This is a genomic window from Georgenia subflava (assembly GCF_009193155.1).
Classification (GTDB): Bacteria; Actinomycetota; Actinomycetes; order Actinomycetales; family Actinomycetaceae; genus Georgenia; species Georgenia subflava.
In genome coordinates this window covers 632,946-653,264 of the sequence record NZ_VUKD01000002.1, presented here as the reverse complement: position 1 = coordinate 653,264, position 20,319 = coordinate 632,946, and the positions used below count along the sequence as shown (strand labels likewise).

At 71.7% G+C, this 20,319-nt stretch carries 18 protein-coding genes and 4 tRNA genes; 15 read left to right on the top strand and 7 right to left on the bottom strand.

The annotated features are described in order from the left end of the window. Window positions 1-129 precede the first annotated feature (129 nt). From ettA to GD748_RS09480, 5 genes are all read right to left on the bottom strand, one after another. Complete coding sequence (gene ettA, locus GD748_RS09500; protein WP_152194915.1) at window positions 130-1,812, bottom strand: energy-dependent translational throttle protein EttA; 1,683 nt, start codon at window positions 1,810-1,812, stop codon at window positions 130-132. A 253-nt stretch (window positions 1,813-2,065) separates the two neighbouring features. Then, a complete protein-coding gene (locus tag GD748_RS09495) occupies window positions 2,066-2,611 on the bottom strand; it encodes a single-stranded DNA-binding protein (protein WP_193312897.1) in 546 nt (181 codons plus the stop codon). 129 nt (window positions 2,612-2,740) lie between these two features. Then, window positions 2,741-4,180: a GTPase gene (locus tag GD748_RS09490; RefSeq protein WP_152194913.1), complete on the bottom strand. Its 1,440-nt coding sequence runs from the start codon at window positions 4,178-4,180 to the stop codon at window positions 2,741-2,743. Beyond that, the gene (locus tag GD748_RS20135) at window positions 4,177-5,781 is read right to left on the bottom strand and encodes a GTPase (RefSeq protein WP_152194912.1); all 1,605 of its coding nucleotides are present in this window, start codon (window positions 5,779-5,781) and stop codon (window positions 4,177-4,179) included. The genes GD748_RS09490 and GD748_RS20135 overlap by 4 nt, the downstream gene beginning before the upstream one ends. Window positions 5,782-5,864: 83 nt before the next feature. Beyond that, window positions 5,865-5,937 (bottom strand) — tRNA-Arg (locus GD748_RS09480). 208 nt (window positions 5,938-6,145) lie between these two features. Between GD748_RS09480 and orn the strand changes: the two genes are divergently transcribed. Both orn and GD748_RS09470 read left to right on the top strand, forming a co-directional pair. After that, a complete protein-coding gene (orn, locus tag GD748_RS09475; RefSeq protein WP_152194911.1) occupies window positions 6,146-6,844 on the top strand; it encodes an oligoribonuclease in 699 nt (232 codons plus the stop codon). 105 nt (window positions 6,845-6,949) lie between these two features. Continuing rightward, window positions 6,950-7,025 (top strand) — tRNA-His (locus GD748_RS09470). A 65-nt stretch (window positions 7,026-7,090) separates the two neighbouring features. Here GD748_RS09470 and GD748_RS09465 read toward each other — a convergent pair. Then, a complete protein-coding gene (locus GD748_RS09465) occupies window positions 7,091-8,005 on the bottom strand; it encodes an ATP-grasp domain-containing protein (protein WP_152194910.1) in 915 nt (304 codons plus the stop codon). A 436-nt stretch (window positions 8,006-8,441) separates the two neighbouring features. On the opposite strand from GD748_RS09465, the gene GD748_RS09460 reads away from it, so the two are divergent. From GD748_RS09460 to GD748_RS09420, 9 genes are all read left to right on the top strand, one after another. Continuing rightward, window positions 8,442-9,758, top strand: a complete 1,317-nt coding sequence (locus GD748_RS09460; RefSeq protein ID WP_405002675.1) for an ABC transporter substrate-binding protein — start codon at window positions 8,442-8,444, stop codon at window positions 9,756-9,758. A 77-nt stretch (window positions 9,759-9,835) separates the two neighbouring features. Further along, complete coding sequence (locus tag GD748_RS09455; protein WP_152194909.1) at window positions 9,836-10,840, top strand: carbohydrate ABC transporter permease; 1,005 nt, start codon at window positions 9,836-9,838, stop codon at window positions 10,838-10,840. Continuing rightward, window positions 10,837-11,748 carry a carbohydrate ABC transporter permease gene (locus GD748_RS09450; protein ID WP_152194908.1) on the top strand — a complete coding sequence of 304 codons (912 nt, stop codon included), beginning with the start codon at window positions 10,837-10,839 and terminating at the stop codon, window positions 11,746-11,748. The genes GD748_RS09455 and GD748_RS09450 overlap by 4 nt, the downstream gene beginning before the upstream one ends. Further along, a complete protein-coding gene (locus GD748_RS09445) occupies window positions 11,745-13,208 on the top strand; it encodes a GH1 family beta-glucosidase (protein WP_152194907.1) in 1,464 nt (487 codons plus the stop codon). Before GD748_RS09450 ends, GD748_RS09445 begins: the two co-directional genes overlap by 4 nt. Window positions 13,209-13,300: 92 nt before the next feature. After that, window positions 13,301-14,332, top strand: coding sequence for a LacI family DNA-binding transcriptional regulator (locus tag GD748_RS09440; RefSeq protein WP_152194906.1), 1,032 nt, complete (start codon window positions 13,301-13,303; stop codon window positions 14,330-14,332). Between the two features lie 198 nt (window positions 14,333-14,530). Continuing rightward, entirely contained in the window at window positions 14,531-15,427 is an 897-nt protein-coding gene (locus tag GD748_RS09435; protein WP_152194905.1) for a MetQ/NlpA family ABC transporter substrate-binding protein, read from the top strand. Window positions 15,428-15,452: 25 nt separating this feature from the next. Then, the gene (locus GD748_RS09430; protein ID WP_152194904.1) at window positions 15,453-16,520 is read left to right on the top strand and encodes a methionine ABC transporter ATP-binding protein; all 1,068 of its coding nucleotides are present in this window, start codon (window positions 15,453-15,455) and stop codon (window positions 16,518-16,520) included. Continuing rightward, window positions 16,517-17,179, top strand: a complete 663-nt coding sequence (locus GD748_RS09425; protein WP_152194903.1) for a methionine ABC transporter permease — start codon at window positions 16,517-16,519, stop codon at window positions 17,177-17,179. Before GD748_RS09430 ends, GD748_RS09425 begins: the two co-directional genes overlap by 4 nt. 247 nt (window positions 17,180-17,426) lie before the next feature. Then, a complete protein-coding gene (locus GD748_RS09420) occupies window positions 17,427-17,834 on the top strand; it encodes a DUF6632 domain-containing protein (protein ID WP_152194902.1) in 408 nt (135 codons plus the stop codon). Between the two features lie 56 nt (window positions 17,835-17,890). Here the strand turns inward: GD748_RS09420 and GD748_RS09415 are convergent. Continuing rightward, window positions 17,891-17,963, bottom strand: a tRNA-Lys gene (locus tag GD748_RS09415). A gap of 238 nt (window positions 17,964-18,201) precedes the next feature. Between GD748_RS09415 and GD748_RS09410 the strand changes: the two genes are divergently transcribed. From GD748_RS09410 to GD748_RS09395, 4 genes are all read left to right on the top strand, one after another. Continuing rightward, window positions 18,202-18,903 (top strand): GAF and ANTAR domain-containing protein, encoded by a 702-nt coding sequence (locus tag GD748_RS09410; protein ID WP_193312896.1) that lies wholly within the window; start codon window positions 18,202-18,204, stop codon window positions 18,901-18,903. 126 nt (window positions 18,904-19,029) lie between these two features. Beyond that, complete coding sequence (locus GD748_RS09405) at window positions 19,030-19,494, top strand: DUF6098 family protein (protein WP_152194900.1); 465 nt, start codon at window positions 19,030-19,032, stop codon at window positions 19,492-19,494. A 91-nt stretch (window positions 19,495-19,585) separates the two neighbouring features. Continuing rightward, on the top strand, window positions 19,586-20,062 hold the full coding sequence (locus tag GD748_RS09400; RefSeq protein ID WP_152194899.1) for a peroxiredoxin: 477 nt from the start codon (window positions 19,586-19,588) through the stop codon (window positions 20,060-20,062). A 54-nt stretch (window positions 20,063-20,116) separates the two neighbouring features. Continuing rightward, window positions 20,117-20,198 (top strand) — tRNA-Leu (locus GD748_RS09395). Window positions 20,199-20,319: the final 121 nt, after the last annotated feature.

The following is a 20,319-nucleotide window of genomic DNA, read 5'->3' as shown; positions in this document are numbered from 1 at the left end:
GCATCGCTCCGCGGCGCGGCATCACTCCCAAGGGTGTGTGCCGGCATCCGACCCGGGCCCGTTGGCCCGGGGAAAGCCGTCGGCCGCCACCGGGTCCCGGTGGCGGCCGACTGGGAGCTTCCGCGGAGGTCAGTCCCGCGTGAGCTTGCGGTAGGTGACGGAGTGCGGCCGTGCCGCCTCGGCGCCCAGCCGCTCGATCTTGTTCGCCTCGTAAGACTCGAAGTTGCCCTCGAACCAGTACCAGGCGGCGGGGTCCTCGTCCGTGCCCTCGTAGGCCAGGATGTGGGTGGCCACCCGGTCGAGGAACCACCGGTCGTGGGTGATGACGACCGCGCAGCCGGGGAACTCCAGCAGGGCGTTCTCCAGGGAGCCGAGGGTCTCGACGTCCAGGTCGTTCGTGGGCTCGTCCAGCAGCAGGACGTTGCCGCCCTGCTTGAGGGTCAGGGCGAGGTTGAGCCGGTTGCGCTCGCCGCCGGAGAGCACCCCGGCCGGCTTCTGCTGGTCCGGTCCCTTGAACCCGAAGGCCGAGACGTAGGCGCGCGACGGCATCTCGACGTTGCCGACCTGGATGAAGTCCAGCCCGTCGCTGACGACCTCCCAGAGCGTCTTGTTCGGGTCGATGCCGGCACGAGACTGGTCGACGTAGGAGATCTTGACCGTGTCACCGATCTTGAGGTCGCCGCCGTCGAGCGGCTCCAGGCCCACGATGGTCTTGAACAGCGTGGTCTTGCCGACGCCGTTGGGCCCGATGATCCCGACGATGCCGTTGCGGGGCAGCGAGAACGACAGCCCGTCGATCAGGACCCTGTCGCCGAAGCCCTTGCGCAGGTCCGAGGCCTCGAGGACGACCGAGCCCAGGCGCGGGCCGGGCGGGATCTGGATCTCCTCGAAGTCGAGCTTGCGGGTGCGCTCGGCCTCGGCGGCCATCTCCTCGTAGCGGGCGAGACGCGCCTTGGACTTGGTCTGGCGGCCCTTGGCGGACGAGCGCACCCACTCGAGCTCGTCCTTGAGCCGCTTCTGGAGCTTGGCGTCCTTCTTGCCCTGGACCTCCAGGCGCGCGGCCTTCTTCTCCAGGTAGGTGGAGTAGTTGCCCTCGTAGGGGTAGAGGCGGCCGCGGTCCACCTCGGCGATCCACTCGGCGACGTGGTCGAGGAAGTACCGGTCGTGGGTGACGGCGATGACGGCGCCGGGGTACTTGGCGAGGTGCTGCTCGAGCCACAGCACCGACTCGGCGTCGAGGTGGTTGGTGGGCTCGTCGAGGAGCAGCAGGTCGGGCTGCTCGAGGAGGAGCTTGCACAGCGCGACGCGACGGCGCTCGCCACCGGAGAGCACGCTGACGTCGGCGTCCGGCGGCGGGCAGCGCAGCGCGTCCATGGCCTGGGCGAGCTGGGAGTCCAGGTCCCAGGCGTTGGCGGCGTCGATCTCCGTCTGGAGCTTGCCCATCTCGTCCATGAGCGCGTCGAAGTCCGCGTCGGGCTCGGCCATCTGCTCGCCGATCTCGTTGAAGCGCTGGACCTTGCCGAGGATCTCGGCCACGCCCTCCTGGACGTTGCCCAGGACGGTCTTCTCCTCGTTCAGCGGCGGCTCCTGCTGGAGGATGCCCACCGAGTAGCCCGGGGACAGTCGTGCCTCACCGTTGGACGGGGTGTCCAGACCGGCCATGATCTTCAGGATCGTGGACTTTCCGGCGCCGTTGGGACCGACCATGCCGATCTTGGCGCCGGGCAGGAAGGCCATGGTGACGTCATCGAGGATGACCTTGTCGCCGTGCGCCTTGCGCGCCCGGACCATGGAGTAGATGTACTCAGCCACTGCTCTCCGCATCACGTACGTGGGGTCGGCCCGCCGATCGGGCGGGCCGCTTCGGGGTCCAGGGTAGGACACGCGCCCCGGATCCCTCCTCCCGGCGTCGTCCCCGCAGGCGGCCGGTCCGGCCCGGCCGGGCCGCCGTCGCGGTCCGCGGCGACCGGGCCTCCCGGACCCGCTCGGCGGCCGGGCCCGCTCGGCACATCGGTCCGGGGGGCACCCAGCGCGCGAGCGCCCGTGGCCGTGGACGCTCGCGTGTTCAGAGCGTCGATGCCATCTCGTAGTCGGTCGACTGCTGACTCTCCAAGGGCGGCTCGTCGGGCAGCTCCTCGCCGGTGAAGCGCACGCCGTCCGGGCCGGTGAGCCCGGCGACGGCGCCGGCACCGCTCTCGTCCTCCGGGTCGTCGGACGCGTTCTCACCGTCCCCATCCGCGGCCGTGGACCGCACCGTCTTGACGAAGTTGGCGGTGCCCGTGTTGAGGTCGGGACCGATCGCGTCGACCTTGACCACGTTGGACGAACGCTCCCCCTGCTCGCTCTGCCAGGTCTCGCTGACGAGAGTGCCGGACAGCACCACCGGCGTGCCCTTGTGCAGGCTGGCCAGGATGTTCTCGGCCAGCTCCTTCCACGCCTTGACCGTGAACCACACGGTGTCGCCGTCCCGGAACTCGCCGGTCGCGCTGTCCCTGATCCGTGACGTCGACGCCACCCGGAACCGGGCGAACGTCTTGCCGCTCGGGACCACGTGCCGCACCGGCTCGCTGCCCACAAAGCCCCGGACGGTGACCTTGATCTCGTTGCTCATGCTCGCTCCTCGGCTCCGTGCCGGCCCGCTGCCGGCCTCGCGAGGAACACTGCCGCCACGCACCACCCGGGCGGTTGCCCCGGACACCATGGCTGTGGACGCCGTGGCACCGACCGGGCCCTGTGGATCTCAGGCGTCCAGGGCGCTGCGGAGCGTTCGGTGCCGGTCCAGGACCTCCGCGGTGGGGCGCACGAGAAGCTCGTCGACGACACCGGCGGTGCGTTCTCGGGCCTCGGCGCGGTACTTCTCCGCCGCCGCCTGGGCGTCCCGACCGCGAACGGTGCCCGACCGGGACACGAGGACGACGGCCAGCACCAGGGCGAGCACTGCGGGCCCGACCGCGGCCAGCCAGCCGAGCCCGGCCAGCAGCGCGACGACGAGGTAGGCCACCGCTGCGGCGGTGAGGACGCCGGCGACGATCAGCAGGCGCCACCCTGTGGTGCTCCGCGAGGGCGGCCGCGGCACCTCGGCGACAGCCTGCGCAACGGCCGCGCCGAGCCGGTCCGGTGGCGCGACGGCCCGCTCGACGGCGGCCGCCCAACGGGCGGGCAGCCCTTCCTGCGCGCGGGCGAGCCAGCCGTCACGGACGGCCGCGACGGCAGCGTCGGCCGGCGGCTCCGGGCTCGCGACCGCTCCGCCCGCCGGCGCGGCGACGGCGGACCGGGCCGAGGCGGCGACGGCCTCGACGCCCGCCGCGCGGCTCAGTGCTGCGGTGGCACGCTCGGGATCGTCCAGCTCGCCGGGTCCGCGTCCGGTCGCAGGCTCCAGCCGCGCGGCGACGGCGTCCAGCTCCGCCGCAGCCGTGCGCACGGCGACCGAGGGCCGGCCGACCGCCTCGCCGAGAACCTTGCGCACCTCGCCGATCCCGGTGTGCTCGAGCGCCGAGGTGAGCAGGACCCGCACGCCGGGCAGCCCGTCGGCTGCGAGCAGCTCGGCGACGTCGTCGCGCACCCGCTCCCCCGCAGCCGGTGGCAACGTGTCCGCCTGGTTGACCAGCACCAGCATGTTCTCGCGCCGCCGGGCCAGCGCCTTCAGGTAACGGTCGTGCAGCGCGCTGTCGGCGTACTTCTGGGGGTCCACGACCCAGACGAGCAGGTCGATCAGCGGCAGCAGCCGGTCCACCTGCTGCGCGTGCTCGACGGCGATGGAGTCGTGGTCGGGCAGGTCGAGGAGCACCATCCCCCGCAGGGCGCGCTCCCGGTCGGCGTCGAGCACGGACTCGCGCTGGATGCGGCGTTCGTGCGAGACGTCCATGAAGTCCAGCAGCGCCTCGGCGTCGCCGCCCCAGACGCACGCGGCGGCGACCTCCGTGGTGGGCCGGAGCTCACCGACGTCGGCGAACGCGAGGCCCGAGATGGCGTTGAAGAGCGAGGACTTCCCGGAGCCGGTCCCGCCGACGAGGGCAACGACGGTGCGGTCCGCGCCGAGCTCGAGACGGGCGGCCACGGCAGCGATGTCATGCTCCGCCCGGGCGGCGACGGCCGGGTCCACCAGGTCACCGGCGGTCTCCAGCGCCGCACTCAGCTCGGCCGCACGGGCCGCGAGCGCGTCGATGTCAGGTTCACTCATGCGTGCTCCCTCAGCTCGGACGCGCGCAGACGCAGCCCGGTGCCTCCGGCTGGGCCCAAGGCGTCCAGCGCGTCCAGGTACGGCTCGACGGCGCCGCGCACGGCGTCCTCGGCGCGGTCGAGCAGGTCGGTCCGGGCCCGCTCGACGGCGGTGGCGTCACCGAGCAGCCGGCGTGCGGCGTCGGACGCGCCGCTCACCCCGGCGGCACCGGCCTGCACGAGCGCGGCGAGCCCGGCGGCGTCGAGGGCCTCGGTCGATCGGGTGGCGTCTGCTGCGGTGTCCTTCCGGACCTGCTCGGCCCACGCACGGACCGCGTCCTCGGCGCGGGCTGCCGGGTCGCTGCGCTCGGCCGTCGCGCCCGTCCGTGCGAGCAGATCGCCCGCGCCGAGCTCGGGCGCCCGCCACGCCTGTCGCAGTGCCGTGTCGGCGGCGCGGACCGCCGACGCCAGGACCATCTGGAGCGCGGCCGCGACCTCGTCGGCCAGCTGCGCGGCGGCCTCCTCTCTGGCCGCCAGGCGGCGGCCCCGCCACCCGCCGCGCGCCGGGGCGCCGTCGTGGGCGAGCCGGGCGAGCGGGCCACCGGTCGAGGCGAGCGAGAGCCAGACGGTGGTCGGCGCGCCGAGCCCGGCCCGTCCCTCGCTCAGGGCGGTCCGCACCGCCTCGGCGGGGACGCCGGCCGCGGCGACGGCGAGGTCGCGCAGCGCCGCCGCGGCCTCGGCCTGGTCGTCGGCGCCGGCGGCGAGCACGAGCAGCTGCTCGCGCAGCGCCGCCCAGACACCCCGCGTGGTCCGGCGCACCACACCGGCGGCTCGGTGCCGGTCGGCGACGAGGTCGAGCCACGCGTCCAGCTCGGTCACCAGGTCGCCCGGCAGCGTCCCCTCGTGCGGTCCGGCGTCAGGGACGAGGAACAGCGGCGCCTCACCGAGACCGAGCCCGTCCAGGCGGGAGAGGAGGTCCTTGCGCACCGGCCCGAGAACCCGGGCCGGCACCCGGTTGAGGACGACCGCGGTGCTGATGCCCCGGGCGTTCGCCTCGGTCAGCAGCCGCCACGGCAGCGCGTCGCCGTAGCGCGCGGCGGTCGTGACGAAGACCCACAGGTCCGCGGTCTCGAGCAGCTGTGCCGCGAGCGAGCGGTTGTCCGCGTGGACGGAGTTCAGGTCGGGAGCGTCCAGCAGTGCGAGACCGGCAGGCACGGCCGGGTGGGTGCGCACGTCGGCGAGGTCGGCGAGCGGCTGCCCGACGAGGGAGGCGGCGTCGTCGGGGTGAACGGCGACGACGGCGCGGCGGGTGGTCGGGCGCAGCACCCCGGCGTCGCTGACCTCCTCCCCGAGGAGGGAGTTGAGCAGGGTGGACTTGCCGACGCCGGAGGAACCGCCGAGGACGACGACTGCCGGCGCGTCGGCCCGGCGCAGGCGGGGCAGCAGCCGGGCGCCGAGCTGGGTGAGCACCCGTTCCCGCAGCTCGCGCAGCTCGGGCGCGTCGGGCAGGTCCAGGGGGAAGGCGACCTTCGAGACCTCTGTCTGCAGGTCGGTGATGACCTCCAGCCGCGGGTGTCGCGGCGAGTCGGCCTCGCTGAGGTCGATGGGGCTGGGCGTGGTCACCCGTCCATTGTGGCCGGACAACGGCCTGAAGCGGGGAGGCTGTCCGTGGCCGCTCGACCACCGTCGACCGACTCCGATCTGCGCGCCCCCGGCAGGACTCGAACCTGCGACCTTGTCATTAGAAGTGACCTGCTCTATCCACTGAGCTACGGAGGCAAGGGTGGGCATCCGGTGGGGACGGAGTCGATGAGCTCCGCAACCGCCCAGCGACCGCTGCCCCGGGCCCGCCGCCCAGTATGCCGCACGGGAACGTCACCCGTGGCAGCGCTCGAGGCAGCGATGTCACCGAGGTGCTGCTCGCTGTGCTCATGCTCGGACGGGGAGGAGTCTGCGGGCGTGTCTGTGACGCACGTACTCTGTGCGGGTGAGCCGAAGCACAGCACCCAAGGACCCGATCGTCTGGATCGACTGCGAGATGACCGGGCTGGACCTCGGCAGGGACGCCCTGATCGAGGTCGCCGTCGTCGTGACCGATTCCGAGCTCCGCCCGCTCGATCCGGGCCTGGACCTCGTCATCGCACCGACGCCGGGCAGCGTCGAGCAGATGAACGAGGTCGTGCGCACCATGCACACCACCTCGGGCCTGCTCGAGGAGCTCGATGCCGGGCTCACGATGGCCGACGCCCAGGAGAAGGTGCTGGCCTACGTCCGCCAGTGGGTGCCGGATCCGCGCAAGGCGCCGCTCGCCGGCAACTCGGTGGGTACCGACCGCACGTTCCTCGCTCGCGACATGCCCGAGCTGGTCGATCACCTGCACTACCGGATCATCGACGTCTCCTCGATCAAGGAGCTGGCCCGCCGGTGGTACCCGCGGGCGTACTTCAACTCGCCGGCGAAGCAGGGCGGCCACCGGGCGCTGGCCGACATCCTGGAGTCGATCGACGAGCTGCGCTACTACCGCACCGTCCTCTTCCCGGCAGGCGACGGACCGGACTCCGACGCCGCCAAGAAGGCGGCTGCCGAGGTGGCTGCCGCGCCGTCCGCGGATGCCCTGGAGGCGCTGGCCCAGGTGTCCGCGCAGGCGGACGACCCGGCCGCCCAAGGTGCGCCCGAGCGCGCCTGACGACGCGCAGGGCGTGATCCACACCACGCCGGACAGGTTTCTGGGCGGGGTCGGTGATCGGCTATGCTCGTCCACTGTTGCCGCGGCTTCGCGGCGGCAGCGATGGTGGGTGTAGCTCAGCTGGTAGAGCGCCGCGTTGTGGTCGCGGATGTCGCGGGTTCAAGTCCCGTCACTCACCCCAGAGCCTCCAGGCAGACGAGAACGGCCGGCCCCCTCGGGAGCCGGCCGTTCTTGTCCCCGCGGCTGTCACCAGAAGGCGCGCACCGCGATCGCGTCGGCGAAGTTGTCCACCGCTCCCGGGGTGGTCGAGAGGTACAGCGAGGAGTCCACGAGGGAGACCTCCATGACGCGCACGCCGCCGTCCTCGCCCTCGACGACGTCGATGCGGCAGTAGGTGAGCTGCTCGTCGCGACCCATGCGCTCCTTGATGAGGGAGTGGATCGCGACGCGGGCCTCCTCCCCGAGCCGCCACTCGGCGTCGGTGGCCTCCCGGGCGTGGGCAACCTCCGCGGGCGCGTCCGAGTGCCGGCGGAACGGCCCGTGGAGCATCGCGTCCTTCTCGACGGCGTGCGAGACGAGCCCGTTCATGAAGATCAGCGCGGTCTCGCCGCGCTGATCCACCGACTCGAGGTAGCGCTGGACCATGACGGAGCGCCCCTCGGCCAAGAGGTCCATGGCGTGACCGATCGCCTCCTGACGGGACTTCGCGTCCACGGCCGTGTAGCGCCCGGTGTCGTGCGAGCCGGACGACACGGCGGGCTTGACCACGAAGTCGCCGCTCGCCGGGAACCGGGTGTGCACCTGGTGCTTGGACAGGTTGCGCTCCGGCTCGAGCCACACCGTGGGGATCGTGGGCATGCCGCGCTTCTCGAGCTCGATCATGTAGTGCTTGTCGGTGTTCCACCGGACCACGTCGGCGTGGTTGACCAGCCGGGGCACGGACTCGGCCCAGCGGACGAACTCGTCACGGCGGGTGGCGTAGTCGTTGACGGACCGCATCACCACCACACCGGCGGCGGACCAGTCGACGTCCGGGTCGTCCCAGACGGCGATGCGTGGCTCGATCCCACGGGCGGCCAGCGCGTCGGGCAGGGGGGCATCATCCTCGGCGAGCTGCGGCAGCGCCGCGCAGGTCGCCAGGGTCACGATCGGCTTCGACACAGGGGTCAACCTACCGTGGTGGCCCCACGACTCGTGCCCAGCGCCCACGCCCGCACGTCCCGCCCGGGGCGCCATCGACCTTCCGCCCTGCTGACCGTGGCCGGCGGGGAGTTCGTCGCCCACGAACCTCCTGCACTGCCCACGCGCCCCCGACGCCGACGCCGGCCCTGACGCCGACGCCGATGCCGCCGATGCCGATGCCGATGCCGATGCCGATGCCGATGCCGATGCCGATGCCGAGATCGAACCGTGACCTCGGGTGGCATCACCGGCCCTTGACGCCCCCGTCCCGGCGCGCCACCATATCCGCATCCCGTGAGAGCGCTCCCACGCTCTGCTCCACCTGTTCGTGAGAGCGCTCCCACGCGAACGGCGGACCGCCCGGTCCGGCGGACGCGCACAAGCCGGCGGCGGTAGCGCCGTGGACGAAGGAGTCATCGTGCAGACCAAGAGGTTCACCCAGGCAGCGGCGGGCATGGCGGCCCTCGCGCTCCTCGCCACCGGTTGTGGTGGCGCCGGCGGGGACGAGTCCGACGCGGGGCCCGGCGGGGCAGACGGCAGCGCCGCCGCGGAGGAGATCACGCTCACCGTGGCGACGTTCAACGAGTTCGGCTACGAGGAGCTCATCGAGGAGTACATGGACGCCAACCCCGGCATCGTCGTCGAGCACAAGAAGGCCGCCACCTCCAACGAAGCCCGCGACAACATGAACACCCGGCTTGCCGCCGGCTCCGGCCTCGCGGACATCGAGGCGATCGAGGTCGATTGGTTGCCCGAGCTCATGCAGTACCCCGACCAGTTCGTCGACCTGGCCGACCCTGCGGTCGAGGGTCGGTGGCTGGACTGGAAGGTCGAGCAGGCCACCACGCCGGACGGCAAGCTCATCGGTTACGGCACCGATGTCGGGCCGGTGGCCGTGGCGTACCGCAGCGACCTCTTCGCCGAGGCGGGCCTGCCCACCGACCGCGAGGAGGTGGCCGCGCTGCTCGAGGGCGACTGGGACACCTACTTCGAGGTGGGCCGCCAGTTCGCCGAGAGCTCGGACGTCCCGTGGTTCGACTCCGGGCAGGCCACCTACCAGGGCATGGTCAACCAGCTGCCGAACGCCTACGAGGAGTCCGACGGCACCCCGGTCGCGCTGGCCGAGAACGCGGCGGTCAAGGACCTGTACGAGGCCGTCGTGACGGCCTCGGTCGAGGACGACCTCTCCGCGCACCTCGAGCAGTGGAGCGAGGACTGGGTCAACGCCTTCCAGAACGACGGGTTCGCCACGATGCTCGCCCCGGGCTGGATGCTCGGCGTGATCGAGGGCAACGCCGCGGGTGTCGAGGGCTGGGACGTCGCCGACGTCTATCCCGGCGGCGGCGGCAACTGGGGCGGGTCGTTCCTGACCGTCCCGACGCAGGGCGAGCACCCGGAGGAGGCGAAGGCCCTGGCGCAGTGGCTGACCGCGCCCGAGCAGCAGATCAAGGCGTTCGTGTCCAAGGGCACCTTCCCCAGCCAGGTCAAGGCCCTGGCGAGCGAGGAGCTGCTCGGTCAGACGAACACCTTCTTCAACGACGCCCCCACGGGCGAGATCCTCGCCAACCGTGCCGACGCCGTCGACGTGACGCCGTTCAAGGGTGCGAACTACTTCGCCATCCACCAGACCGTCTCCGACGCGATCGTCCGGGTGGACGTCAACGCCAGCGACGACGCCGCCTCCTCCTGGGAGAAGGCAGTTACCGCCTTCAGCGAGCTCGGCCTCGGCTGACCTGCCCGGGGTGGGGCGTGTCCCAGGGCCCGCCCCACCCCGTCCGGCCCCCAGCCCGCCCCGTCCGAGGAGCACCGATGGCCACCACCACCTCCGCGGCACCGCCCACCGCCGCGCCACCACCTCCCGAGCCCGAGCGTCGCGTGCGACGGCTCGCGATGCGTCAGCGCGTGGGCCGGTGGGACGTCAGGCTCTCGCCGTACCTGTACATCTCGCCGTTCTTCGTGGTGTTCGCGATCGCCGGACTCTTCCCGATCGCCTACACGGCGTACGTCTCGGTGCACGACTGGCACCTCATCGGCGGCCAGGGTCCGTTCGTCGGGCTGCAGAACTTCGTCGACGTCGTCCAGCAGCCCCGGTTCCTGACGGCGCTGCGCAACACCTTCAGCATCTTCCTGCTGTCCTCGGTGCCGCAGATCGTCACCGCGATCGCCATCGCCGCGGTCCTGGACGCCAACCTCCGCGCCAAGACGTTCTGGCGCATGGGGGTGCTGCTGCCCTACGTGGTCGCACCGGTGGCCGTCTCGCTGATCTTCTCGAAGATGTTCGCCGACCAGTCCGGGATGATCAACGCCCTCCTCGGCGGTGTCGGGATCGACCCGATCGGGTGGCACTCCGACGTCCTGGCCAGCCATGTCGCGATCGCGACGATGGTCAACTTCCGGTGGACCGGCTACAACGTCCTGATCTTCCTCGCCGCGATGCAGGCGGTCCCACGCGACCTGTACGAGGCCGCGGTGATCGACGGCGCCGGCCGGCTGCGCCGGTTCTTCTCGGTCACCGTGCCGATGCTGCGTCCGACCATCATCTTCGTGGTGATCACCTCGACAATCGGTGGCCTGCAGATCTTCGACGAGCCGCGCATGTTCGACCAGCTCGGGATGGGCGGCGCCGACCGGCAGTGGATGACCGTGACCATGTACCTCTACGAGCTCGGGTGGGGGGCCCAGAAGAGCTTCGGCCGGGCCTCCGCCGTCGCCTGGATCCTCTTCCTGATCATCATCGCCATCGGCCTGGTCAACTTCGCGCTCACCCGCCGCATCGCCTCGACCGGCTCCGCACCGAAGCGAGGCAGGCGATGAGCGCCCCCTCCGTCCCGATGATCCGGCAGACTGCCGGCGCCGGTGCCGCCCGGGCGGCCGCCCGGCGGCGGGGCACCGGTGCGGCGAACCGCAGGCCCGGCTGGGTCACCTACGCGATCCTCGCCGCGGTCCTGCTCATCTCGGCCTACCCGATCTACTACGCGGTGCTGCTCGCCTCGTCCGACGCCGCGACGATCGCCCAGAGCCCGGTCCCCGGCCTCCTGCCCGAGGGCAACCTGCTGGAGAACCTGCGTCGCGTCGTCGAGTCGGACATCAAGTTCTGGCCCGCGCTCGTCAACTCCTTGATCGTCTCGACCGTGACGGCCCTGTCGGTGGTGATGTTCTCGACCCTGGCGGGCTACTCCATCGCCAAGCTGCGCTTCCGCGGCCGCGGACCGCTGCTCGTCTTCGTCATCGCCACCATGGCGGTGCCCACCCAGCTCGGCATCGTGCCGCTGTTCATCGTCATGTCGGAGCTGGGCTGGGTGGGCCAGCTCCAGGCGGTGATCGTGCCGGGCATGGTCACCGCCTTCGGCGTCTTCTGGATGACGCAGTACCTGCAGGAGGCGCTCCCCTACGAGCTCATCGAGGCCGCCCGCGTCGACGGCTGCTCGATGATCCGCACCTTCTGGCACGTCGCCCTCCCGGCGGCCCGCCCGGCCGCCGCGATGCTGGCGCTGTTCACCTTCGTCGGGTCGTGGACGAACTTCTTCTGGCCCTTCGTGGTCCTGGGAGCGTCCAACCCGACCCTGCCCGTGGCGATCCAGCTGCTGCAGGCCTCCTACTTCAAGGACTACTCACTCATCATGGCGGGCGTCCTCGCCTCGACGCTGCCGCTGATCCTCGTCTTCGTCGTCGCCGGCCGGCACCTCGTGTCCGGCATCATGCAAGGAGCCGTCAAGGGATGACCACCGACCTGACCACCGCCACGCCCACCACCAGCCGGGTGCTGCCCCCGGGCTTCCTCGTCGGTGCTGCCACCGCCGCGTTCCAGATCGAGGGCGCCGCGTGGACCGACGGGCGCACCGACTCCATCTGGGACGCCTTCTGCCGGCAACCCGGGGCGGTGCTCAACGGCGACGACGGCTCGGTCGCCGTCGACCACTACCACCGCTACCGCACGGACGTCGCCCTCATGTCCGAGCTCGGCCTCGACGCCTACCGCTTCTCCACCTCCTGGGCCCGGGTGCGGCCCGACGACGGCCCCACCAACGCCGCGGGGCTCGCGTTCTACTCCCGCCTCGTCGACGAGCTCCTGGAGAACGGCATCGACCCCTGGCTGACGCTCTACCACTGGGACCTGCCGCAGGCGCTCCAGGAGAAGGGCGGCTGGACCCACCGGGACACCGCCTACCGCTTCGCCGAGTACGCCGTCGCGGTGCACGAGGCCCTCGGCGACCGCGTGCGGAGCTGGATCACTCTCAACGAGCCGTGGTGCTCCTCCTTCCTCGCCCACGCGGCGGGCGAGCACGCCCCCGGCCGGACGGAGCCGACGGAGGCCGTCGCCGCGGCGCACCACCTCCTGCTCGGCCACGGGCTGGCGGTGGAGGCCCTCCGGGAGCGCGACGCCGACGCCGCGCTGGGGATCACCCTCAACTTCACCGTCGCGGACCCGGCGGATCCCGCGGACCCCGCGGACGTCGACGCCGCGCGCCGGGTCGACGGCGCGTTCAACCGGATCTTCCTCGACCCGATCTTCCGCGGGACCTACCCCGCCGACGTGCTCGAGGACATGGCCGCGCACTGGCCCGCCGACCTCGTCCGCGACGGCGACCTGGCGACCGTCGCGGCGCCCGTCGACTTTCTCGGGGTCAACTACTACAACGGCGGGGCGGTGGCCGGACCCGGTACGGACGGCGAACCGGCGGCGCCCGTGGGCGGCCGACAGCTGCGCAGCCCCTACGTGGGCAGCGAGCAGGTGCGCGCGCTCCCGCGGGGCCTGCCGCGCACGGCGATGGACTGGGAGGTCCAGCCCGACGGTCTGTACCGCCTGCTGACCCGCCTGCAGGAGGAGTACACCGGTCCGGCCGGGACGAGCCTGTACGTCACGGAGAACGGTGCCGCGTACGACGACGAGCCCGACTCCACCGGTTTCGTGCAGGACGACGAGCGGCTCGACTACGTCAGGACCCATCTCGCGGCCGTGCTGGACGCGGTGCAGGCCGGCGCCGACGTGCGCGGCTACTTCGTGTGGTCGTTGCTGGACAACTTCGAGTGGGCCTTCGGCTACGCCAAGCGCTTCGGCATCGTCCGCGTCGACTACGACACGCTGGAGCGCACGCCGAAGGCCAGCGCTCGCTGGTACGCCGAGGTGGCCCGGACCCGGACGCTGGAGGGCCCGGCACGCCCGGACGTCACGGGGCCGTGAGGCACCGGCGCGCCGCGACCGCGAGACGGCGGGGCCGCGGCGCGCCGGTTACGACAGAATTCGGTCATGGCGACGAGGCACGAGGGGCAGGCATGACCAGACCGGCCGGCGACGACCGCGCGCCCGCGCCGACCCTGGTGGAGGTGGCCAGGGCCGCCGGTGTCTCACGCGCCACGGCGTCGCGGGCCGTCAACGGCGGCGACCGGGTCAGCCCCGAGGCCCTCCAGGCCGTCCGGGCGGCTGTCCGGGAGCTCGGCTACCGGCCGAACCGGGCCGCCCGCGCTCTGGCGACCCGGCGCACCGACTCGATCGCCGTCGTCATCCCCGAGTCCGACTCGCGACTGTTCACCGACCCCTTCTTCGCCACGGTGCTGCACGGCGTCACGACGGCGCTGGCCAGCACCGACCTGCAGATCGTCCTGCTGATCGGGCACAAGGGCGAGCAGTCCGCGCGGATGCTCGACTACCTGCGCGACGGGCACACCGACGGCGCCATCGTCGTCTCCCACCACCGCATGGACAACGTCGCAGAGGTGCTGGCCGACTCCCCCATGCCGTCGGTGTTCATCGGCCGGCCGTGGGACCCGGCGAAGACCCCCGTCACCTGGGTGGACGTGGACAACTTCACCGGCGGGGTGCTCGCCGTCGAGCACCTCGTGGCGCGAGGTGCCCGCAGGCTCGGGACCGTCGCGGGGCCGCAGGACATGGGCGCCTCGGTCGACCGCCTCGCCGGGTGGCGTGCCGGTGCGGAGGCCGCCGGGCTCGCGACCGACGCCGTCGTCCACGCCGACTACACGGTCGCCGGCGCGACTCGGGCCACCGAGGAGCTCTTCGCGGCACACCCCGACGTCGACGGCCTCTTCGTCGCGTCGGACCTCATGGCCTCGGCTGCCCTGCGGGTGCTCGAGACGCTGGGACGCCGGGTGCCCGACGACGTCCGTCTCGTCGGCTTCGACAACATGGAGCTCGCGACGAGCCTCCGGCCGGCGCTGACCACCCTCGTCAACCCCGCCGCCGAGATGGCCCGGCACGCCGTCGAGATGCTGCTGAGCCAGTTCGGTTCGTCGGGCGGCACCGAGCCGGACCTGCTGGCGACCGAGCTCGTGGTGCGCGAGTCCTCCTGAGCCGCGCCACTGTGAACCTCGCCTCAATGGGCGGACATGGCGTTCAGATGATGAGACACAGCGGATTCGGGCTACCGCCGCTGCCCGCGCGGCGGCGATTCTGGATCCCGACGGCGGCGCCCACCGGCGCCACCTGCCCCCTCGGGAACCGGCCGCACCACGGCCCGGACCGGCCCTGCTCACCACCTAAGGAACGACATGTCCCACCGCCTGCGCCGCGGCGCCGCCCTGGCCGCCTCCGCCGCACTCGCCCTGACCCTCGCCGCCTGCGGTGGCTCCGACGCCGGCGACGGCGAGGCCCGCGGCACCGAGGAGAACCCCGTCCGCATCGGCGTCGTCGGTGCCTCCGACCCGCAGTGGGAGATCTTCTCCGACCTCGCCGAGGAGGAGGGCATCTTCGTCGAGATCATCGACTTCACCGAGTACCCCCTGCCCAACCCGGCGCTGACCGACGGCGACCTGGACCTCAACCAGTTCCAGCACATCCTCTACCTCGCCCAGTACAACGAGGCGGACGGCGAGGACCTCACCCCGATCGGCGCCACCGCCGTCTACCCGCTTGGCGTGTACTCCCTGGAGCACACCGACGTCGCGGACATCCCCGACGGCGGAGAGATCGCGATCCCGAACGACGTCACCAACCAGGCGCGGGCGCTGTTCGTCCTGGAGGAGGCGGGCCTGATCGCCCTCAACGACGACGCCGGCGTGGTGCCCGACCCGACCGACATCGACGAGGCGAGCTCCCGCGTCACGGTCACCCCGGTCGACGCGAACCAGACGGTCGTCGCGCTGGACTCCGTGGACGCCTCGGTGGTGAACAACGACTTCGTCGCCGACGCCGGCCTCGAGCCCGCTGACGCGATCTTCGAGGACTCCGCCGAGTCCGAGGGCGCCCGCCCGTACATCAACATCTTCGTGTCCCGCGCCGAGGACGCCCAGAACGAGACCTACCTGAAGCTGGTCGAGATCTTCCACGACGAGGCCGTCACCGACGCCCTGCTGGAGAACTCCGGCGGCACCGCCTCGATCGCGGACCAGCCCGCCGAGGAGCTGCAGGAGATCCTCGCCGAGGTCCAGGCGAGCCTGAGCGAGTGACCCGCGCTACCTGGATGATGTGCGCATGAGCGCGATGATCCGCTTCGACGGCGTGCACAAGACCTTCGGCGACGGGCCGAGGGCGGTGCACGCCGTCGAGGACGTCACCCTGGACATCGAGCGCGGCGAGATCTTCGGCGTCATCGGCTACTCGGGCGCCGGCAAGTCGACCCTGGTCCGGCTGATCAACGGGCTCGAGCCGGCCACCTCCGGCACGGTGGTGGTCGACGGCGACGAGGTCTCCGCGCTGCGGGAGAAGCACCTGCGTGCGGTCCGCGCCGAGATCGGGATGATCTTCCAGCAGTTCAACCTCTTCGGCTCCAAGACCGTCGCGGAGAACGTCGCGTACCCGTTGCGGGTCGCGGGCCGGGCCAAGGACGACCCCGCGAACGACTGGACGAAGGAGCGGCGCGAGGCGCGGGTGGCCGAGCTGCTCGACTTCGTCGGCCTGGCCGACAAGGCCCAGGCCCGCCCGGCGGAGCTGTCCGGCGGGCAGAAGCAGCGGGTCGGCATCGCCCGGGCGCTGGCCAGGGACCCGAAGATCCTCCTCGCCGACGAGTGCACGTCGGCGCTCGACCCGGAGACCACCCGTGAGGTGCTGGGGCTGCTGCGCCGGGTCAACACCGAGCTCGGCGTCACCATCGTGGTCATCACGCACGAGATGGACGTCGTCAAGCACCTGTGCCACCGGGTGGCGGTGATGGAGAGCGGGCGCATCGTCGAGCGCGGCGCGGTCTACGACGTCTTCTCCCACCCCCGCGAGGAGGCGACCCGACGGTTCGTCGGCACGTCGCTGCGGGACCGCCCCAGCCCCGAGGTGCTGGGCCGGCTCGCCGCGACCCACCCGGGCACGCTGGTGACCGTCGGCGTCCAGGAGGACACCGGCTCCAGCGCCCGGCTCATGCGGACCCTCGCCGAGCACGACGTCGACGGTGCGATCGTCTACGGCGGCATCACCGAGATCGGCGAGCGGCCCTTCGGCTCGCTCACCCTCGCGCTGTCCGGCGAGCAGGCGGCGATCCGTGCCGCGCTGGCCGGCCTGCGCGAGTTCACGACGGTCCAGGAGTACCCCGAGCTGGAGGAGCAGCGATGAAGTTCGACTGGGCGGACAACTGGCCCGTCTTCTTCGAGGCCTTCTGGCAGACGCTCTACATCGTCGGGGTCGCCCTCGGCGTCGGCGGTGTCGTCGGGCTGGTCCTGGGCATCATCCTCTACACCTCGCGCCGGGGCGGGCTGCTGGCGAACTCGTTCGTCTTCAACTTCCTCAACGTGCTGGTCAACTTCGTCCGGCCGATCCCGTTCGTCATCTTCCTGACCGCGATCGGTCCCATGACGATCGCCATCACCGGGTCACGGATCGGGACGGAGGCGTTCATCGTGCCTGCCGCGACGATGTGCGCCTTCGCGACCTCGCGGATCGTCGAGCAGAACCTCGTGGCGCTCGACCCGGGCATGATCGAGGCTGCCCGCTCCATGGGCGCCTCGCCGCTCCGGATCATCTTCACGGTCATCATCCCCGAGGCGCTTGCCCCGTTGATCCTGGGCTACACGTTCATCTTCGTCGCGGTGATGGACATGTCTGCGCTGGCCGGCATGGTCGGCGGCGGCGGGCTCGGCAACTTCGCGCTGGTTTACGGCTACCAACGCTTCGACTGGCCGGTCACGTACATCACCGTGCTCGTCATCGTGGTGATGGTGCAGGCCGTCCAGTTCCTCGGCAACTACCTCGCGCGCCGGGTGCTGCGCCGGTAGCTGCCCGCTGGGCGGCCGGGCGGGTGGGCGGCTCAGGCGGGTCTCCCTATGACCGGTGCGCGAAGTGGTGCGCCGTGATCACGAGCTCCCGCGGTTCTCGAGCCTCGTCAGCCACCGGCGCTGGGTTCTCCTCGGTCAGGCCTGGCAACGACCGCTGCCCGGTGGAACGCTTGGGGACAAGGAGCGTCGGGTCTCAGGGCGGAGGCGCACCGTGACGGCACCTCCCCCGCAGCACACGGGAGCACGAATGCCATCGGCGTACAGACTTCTTCAGCTCGCTCTCGCGGTGTTCGGCGCGGTGTTCCTCCTCGTCTACCCGCTCTCGACGGTCTGGCCGTCCGGGTGGCAGTGGCATGCCGGCCCGCCGCACGCGTCCGAGTACTTCATGATGATCGTCGGCATCTACGCGACGCTGGGTGTCTTCCTGCTGAACGCGGCGCGAGACCCGCGGGCAAGTCGCAGCCTGATCCGGTTCACCGTGTGGTCCAGCGTCGTCCACGGCGGGATCATGGCGGTGCAGTCCTTCAGCGGCGACCATCTGGGCCATCTCTGGGGCGACGTCGCGGGCCTGCTGCTGGTGGCGACCGTCCTCTCGGTGCTCGTGCGCGCGGCCGACGTGCAGCCGGACCGTGACGAGGCCGCGCGCCGAGCATGAGCCCGACACCGACGAAGGTCCCCGCCCTGCTGCGCAGGACGAGGACCTCCGAGATGTACACCGCCTGGGACTTGAACCCAGAACCCACTGATTAAGAGTCAGTTGCTCTGCCAATTGAGCTAGCGGTGCGTGGCCGACACGCGTCCGGCACGGATAGAGACTTTAGCACCAGGCCGCTGACCCCAGCCAACGCGGTTCCTGTGGAACCAGTCACGCTCCTGCCCCCCGAGGAACCAGCCGGTCCGCATCCCCGCGGGCGGTACGTGCGCCGTCTGGTTAGGGTCGTGGGGACGACGGAGTCACGTTGCCGGCCATGTCGGCAGGGATGTCACCAGGCCGCCGTGAGTGCCGACGGAGTGGAGAGCCCGTGTACGACCATCAGCTGTTCGTCCAGACGATCTCCGAGTTCGTCCGAACGTTGGTGCGCCCCTACGACGTCGACACGGTCCTCAACGACCTGGCCGGACGGCTCAACGCCGTGCTCACGATCACGGGGAGCGGGGTGAGCCTCGCCGAGGAGGGCCGCATCAGGATGGTCACCGTCATCCCGCCCGAGCTCGCCGCGCTGGAGCACCACGAGGACGAGACGCAGGAAGGTCCGGGAGCTGCTGCCTACCGGAGCGGCAAGCTCGTGGCGGTCAACGACCTCCGCGAGGTCGCCGACCGGTGGCCGGGGTACTGCCGGGTCGCCCGGGAGAGCGGGATAGCAGCGACCGCGGCCATCCCGCTCGCCCTCGACGGCGACGTCTACGGGGTGCTGAGTCTGTACTCCGCGCCGCCCAGAGAATGGCCCCAGGACGACCTTGCTGCGGCTGCGGTCCTCGCGGACATCGCCACCGGCTACCTCATCAACGCCTCGACCCATCACCAGCAGGAGCAGCTGAACGAGCAGCTCCGCCAGGCCCTCGACACACGGGTGATCATCGAGCAGGCCAAAGGTGTCATCGCGGAGGCCTACACCGTGAGCGTGGACGAGGCGTTCGAGCGCATCCGCCGGCACGCGCGCCGGCACAACGCCAAGATCAGGGACGTCGCCGAGGCCGTCGTGAAGGTCGGGATGCGGCTCTGACCCACTCTTGCGGTGCCTCCCGTGCGCAGTTAACGTTCCTCCATTGCTCCGCCCGTGCCCCCGGCGGACCCTGCCACTCCGGACCTCGGTGGCACCTGATGGTGCCGATGACGAACGGAGCGCACGATGACGTCCGCCGAACTGTTCGAGCTGCCTGGCGGCGCAGACCGCAGGGCCGCCGCCTCGCCGCCCCTGCCCGTCCTGGACTCCGTGAGCGAGATGGTTCAGCTCCAGCGCAGGCGCGGTGAGATGTTCCTGCGGGTGAGCAACGGGCCGGACCTGGACGTCCGCACCGGTGCCCGGCACCCGGAGAGCGGCTACGCGCTGCCGGGCCTGCCGGCCTGGACCATGCAGCCCGAGCCGTGGTGGCCGGCGGGGGCGACCGTCTGGGTGGCCCGCCAGCTCGTCCGCCACTCCTACCTCCTGGGCGAGAGCAACCGCGCCTGGCTGCTGACCGGCCAGGTCGCCGGACGCGGTGCCGACGGCGAACCGCTCGTGGCCGGGGCGACCCCGGTCGCCGTCGTCGGACCTGGAGCATTTCTCGAGGCCGAGAGCATCTACGCCGCGTGGCGGTGCCGCGACTTCCGCTGACCCCACGCACCAGACGTGCGGCACCCCCTGGCCGCGCGCCCGGCGGTGAGAGGATGAGGCTTCCTTGTCCTCTCACCGCACCGGGAGACCCATGAACACCCTCGACGTCGGCCAGCCGGCCCCCGACTTCACCCTGCCCACCGCCGACGGCGGCACGGTCTCGCTCGCCGAGCTCCGGAAGAAGACCGACAAGGGCGTCATCGTCTACTTCTACCCGGCGGCAGCCACCCCGGGCTGCACCACCGAGGCCTGCGACTTCCGCGACTCGCTGGGGGCGCTGCAGGCCGCCGGGTACAGCGTCGTCGGCATCTCCCCCGACGGCCCGCAGAAGCTGGCCGACTTCGCCGCGTCCGAGGGCCTGACCTTCCCGCTGGCCTCCGACCCCGAGCACGAGGTCCTGGAAGCCTGGGGTGCCTGGGGCGAGAAGAAGAACTACGGGCGCACCTACGTGGGCGTCGTCCGCTCCACCGTCGTGGTGGCGCCTGACGGGACGGTCAGTCTCGCCCAGTACAACGTCAAGGCCACCGGGCACGTCGCCCGGCTGCGCAAGCAGCTCGGGCTGGACTGACGAGCGGGGGTCGAGGCGGGTACGGATCCGTCCCCGCGTTAGGCTCTCCCGCGAGCGCGAGTGGCGTAATTGGCAGCCGCGCCAGGTTTAGGTCCTGGTGCCTTCGGGCGTAGGGGTTCGAGTCCCCTCTCGCGCACCGATCCGGTTCCCGACGGCGGAGCCTTCCCCGCCGGCCAGGTCGGCCGTCCGCGACGGCGGACCCCTCCCCGCCGGCCAGGTCGGCCGTCCGCGACGGCGGACCTCTCCCCGCCGGCCCG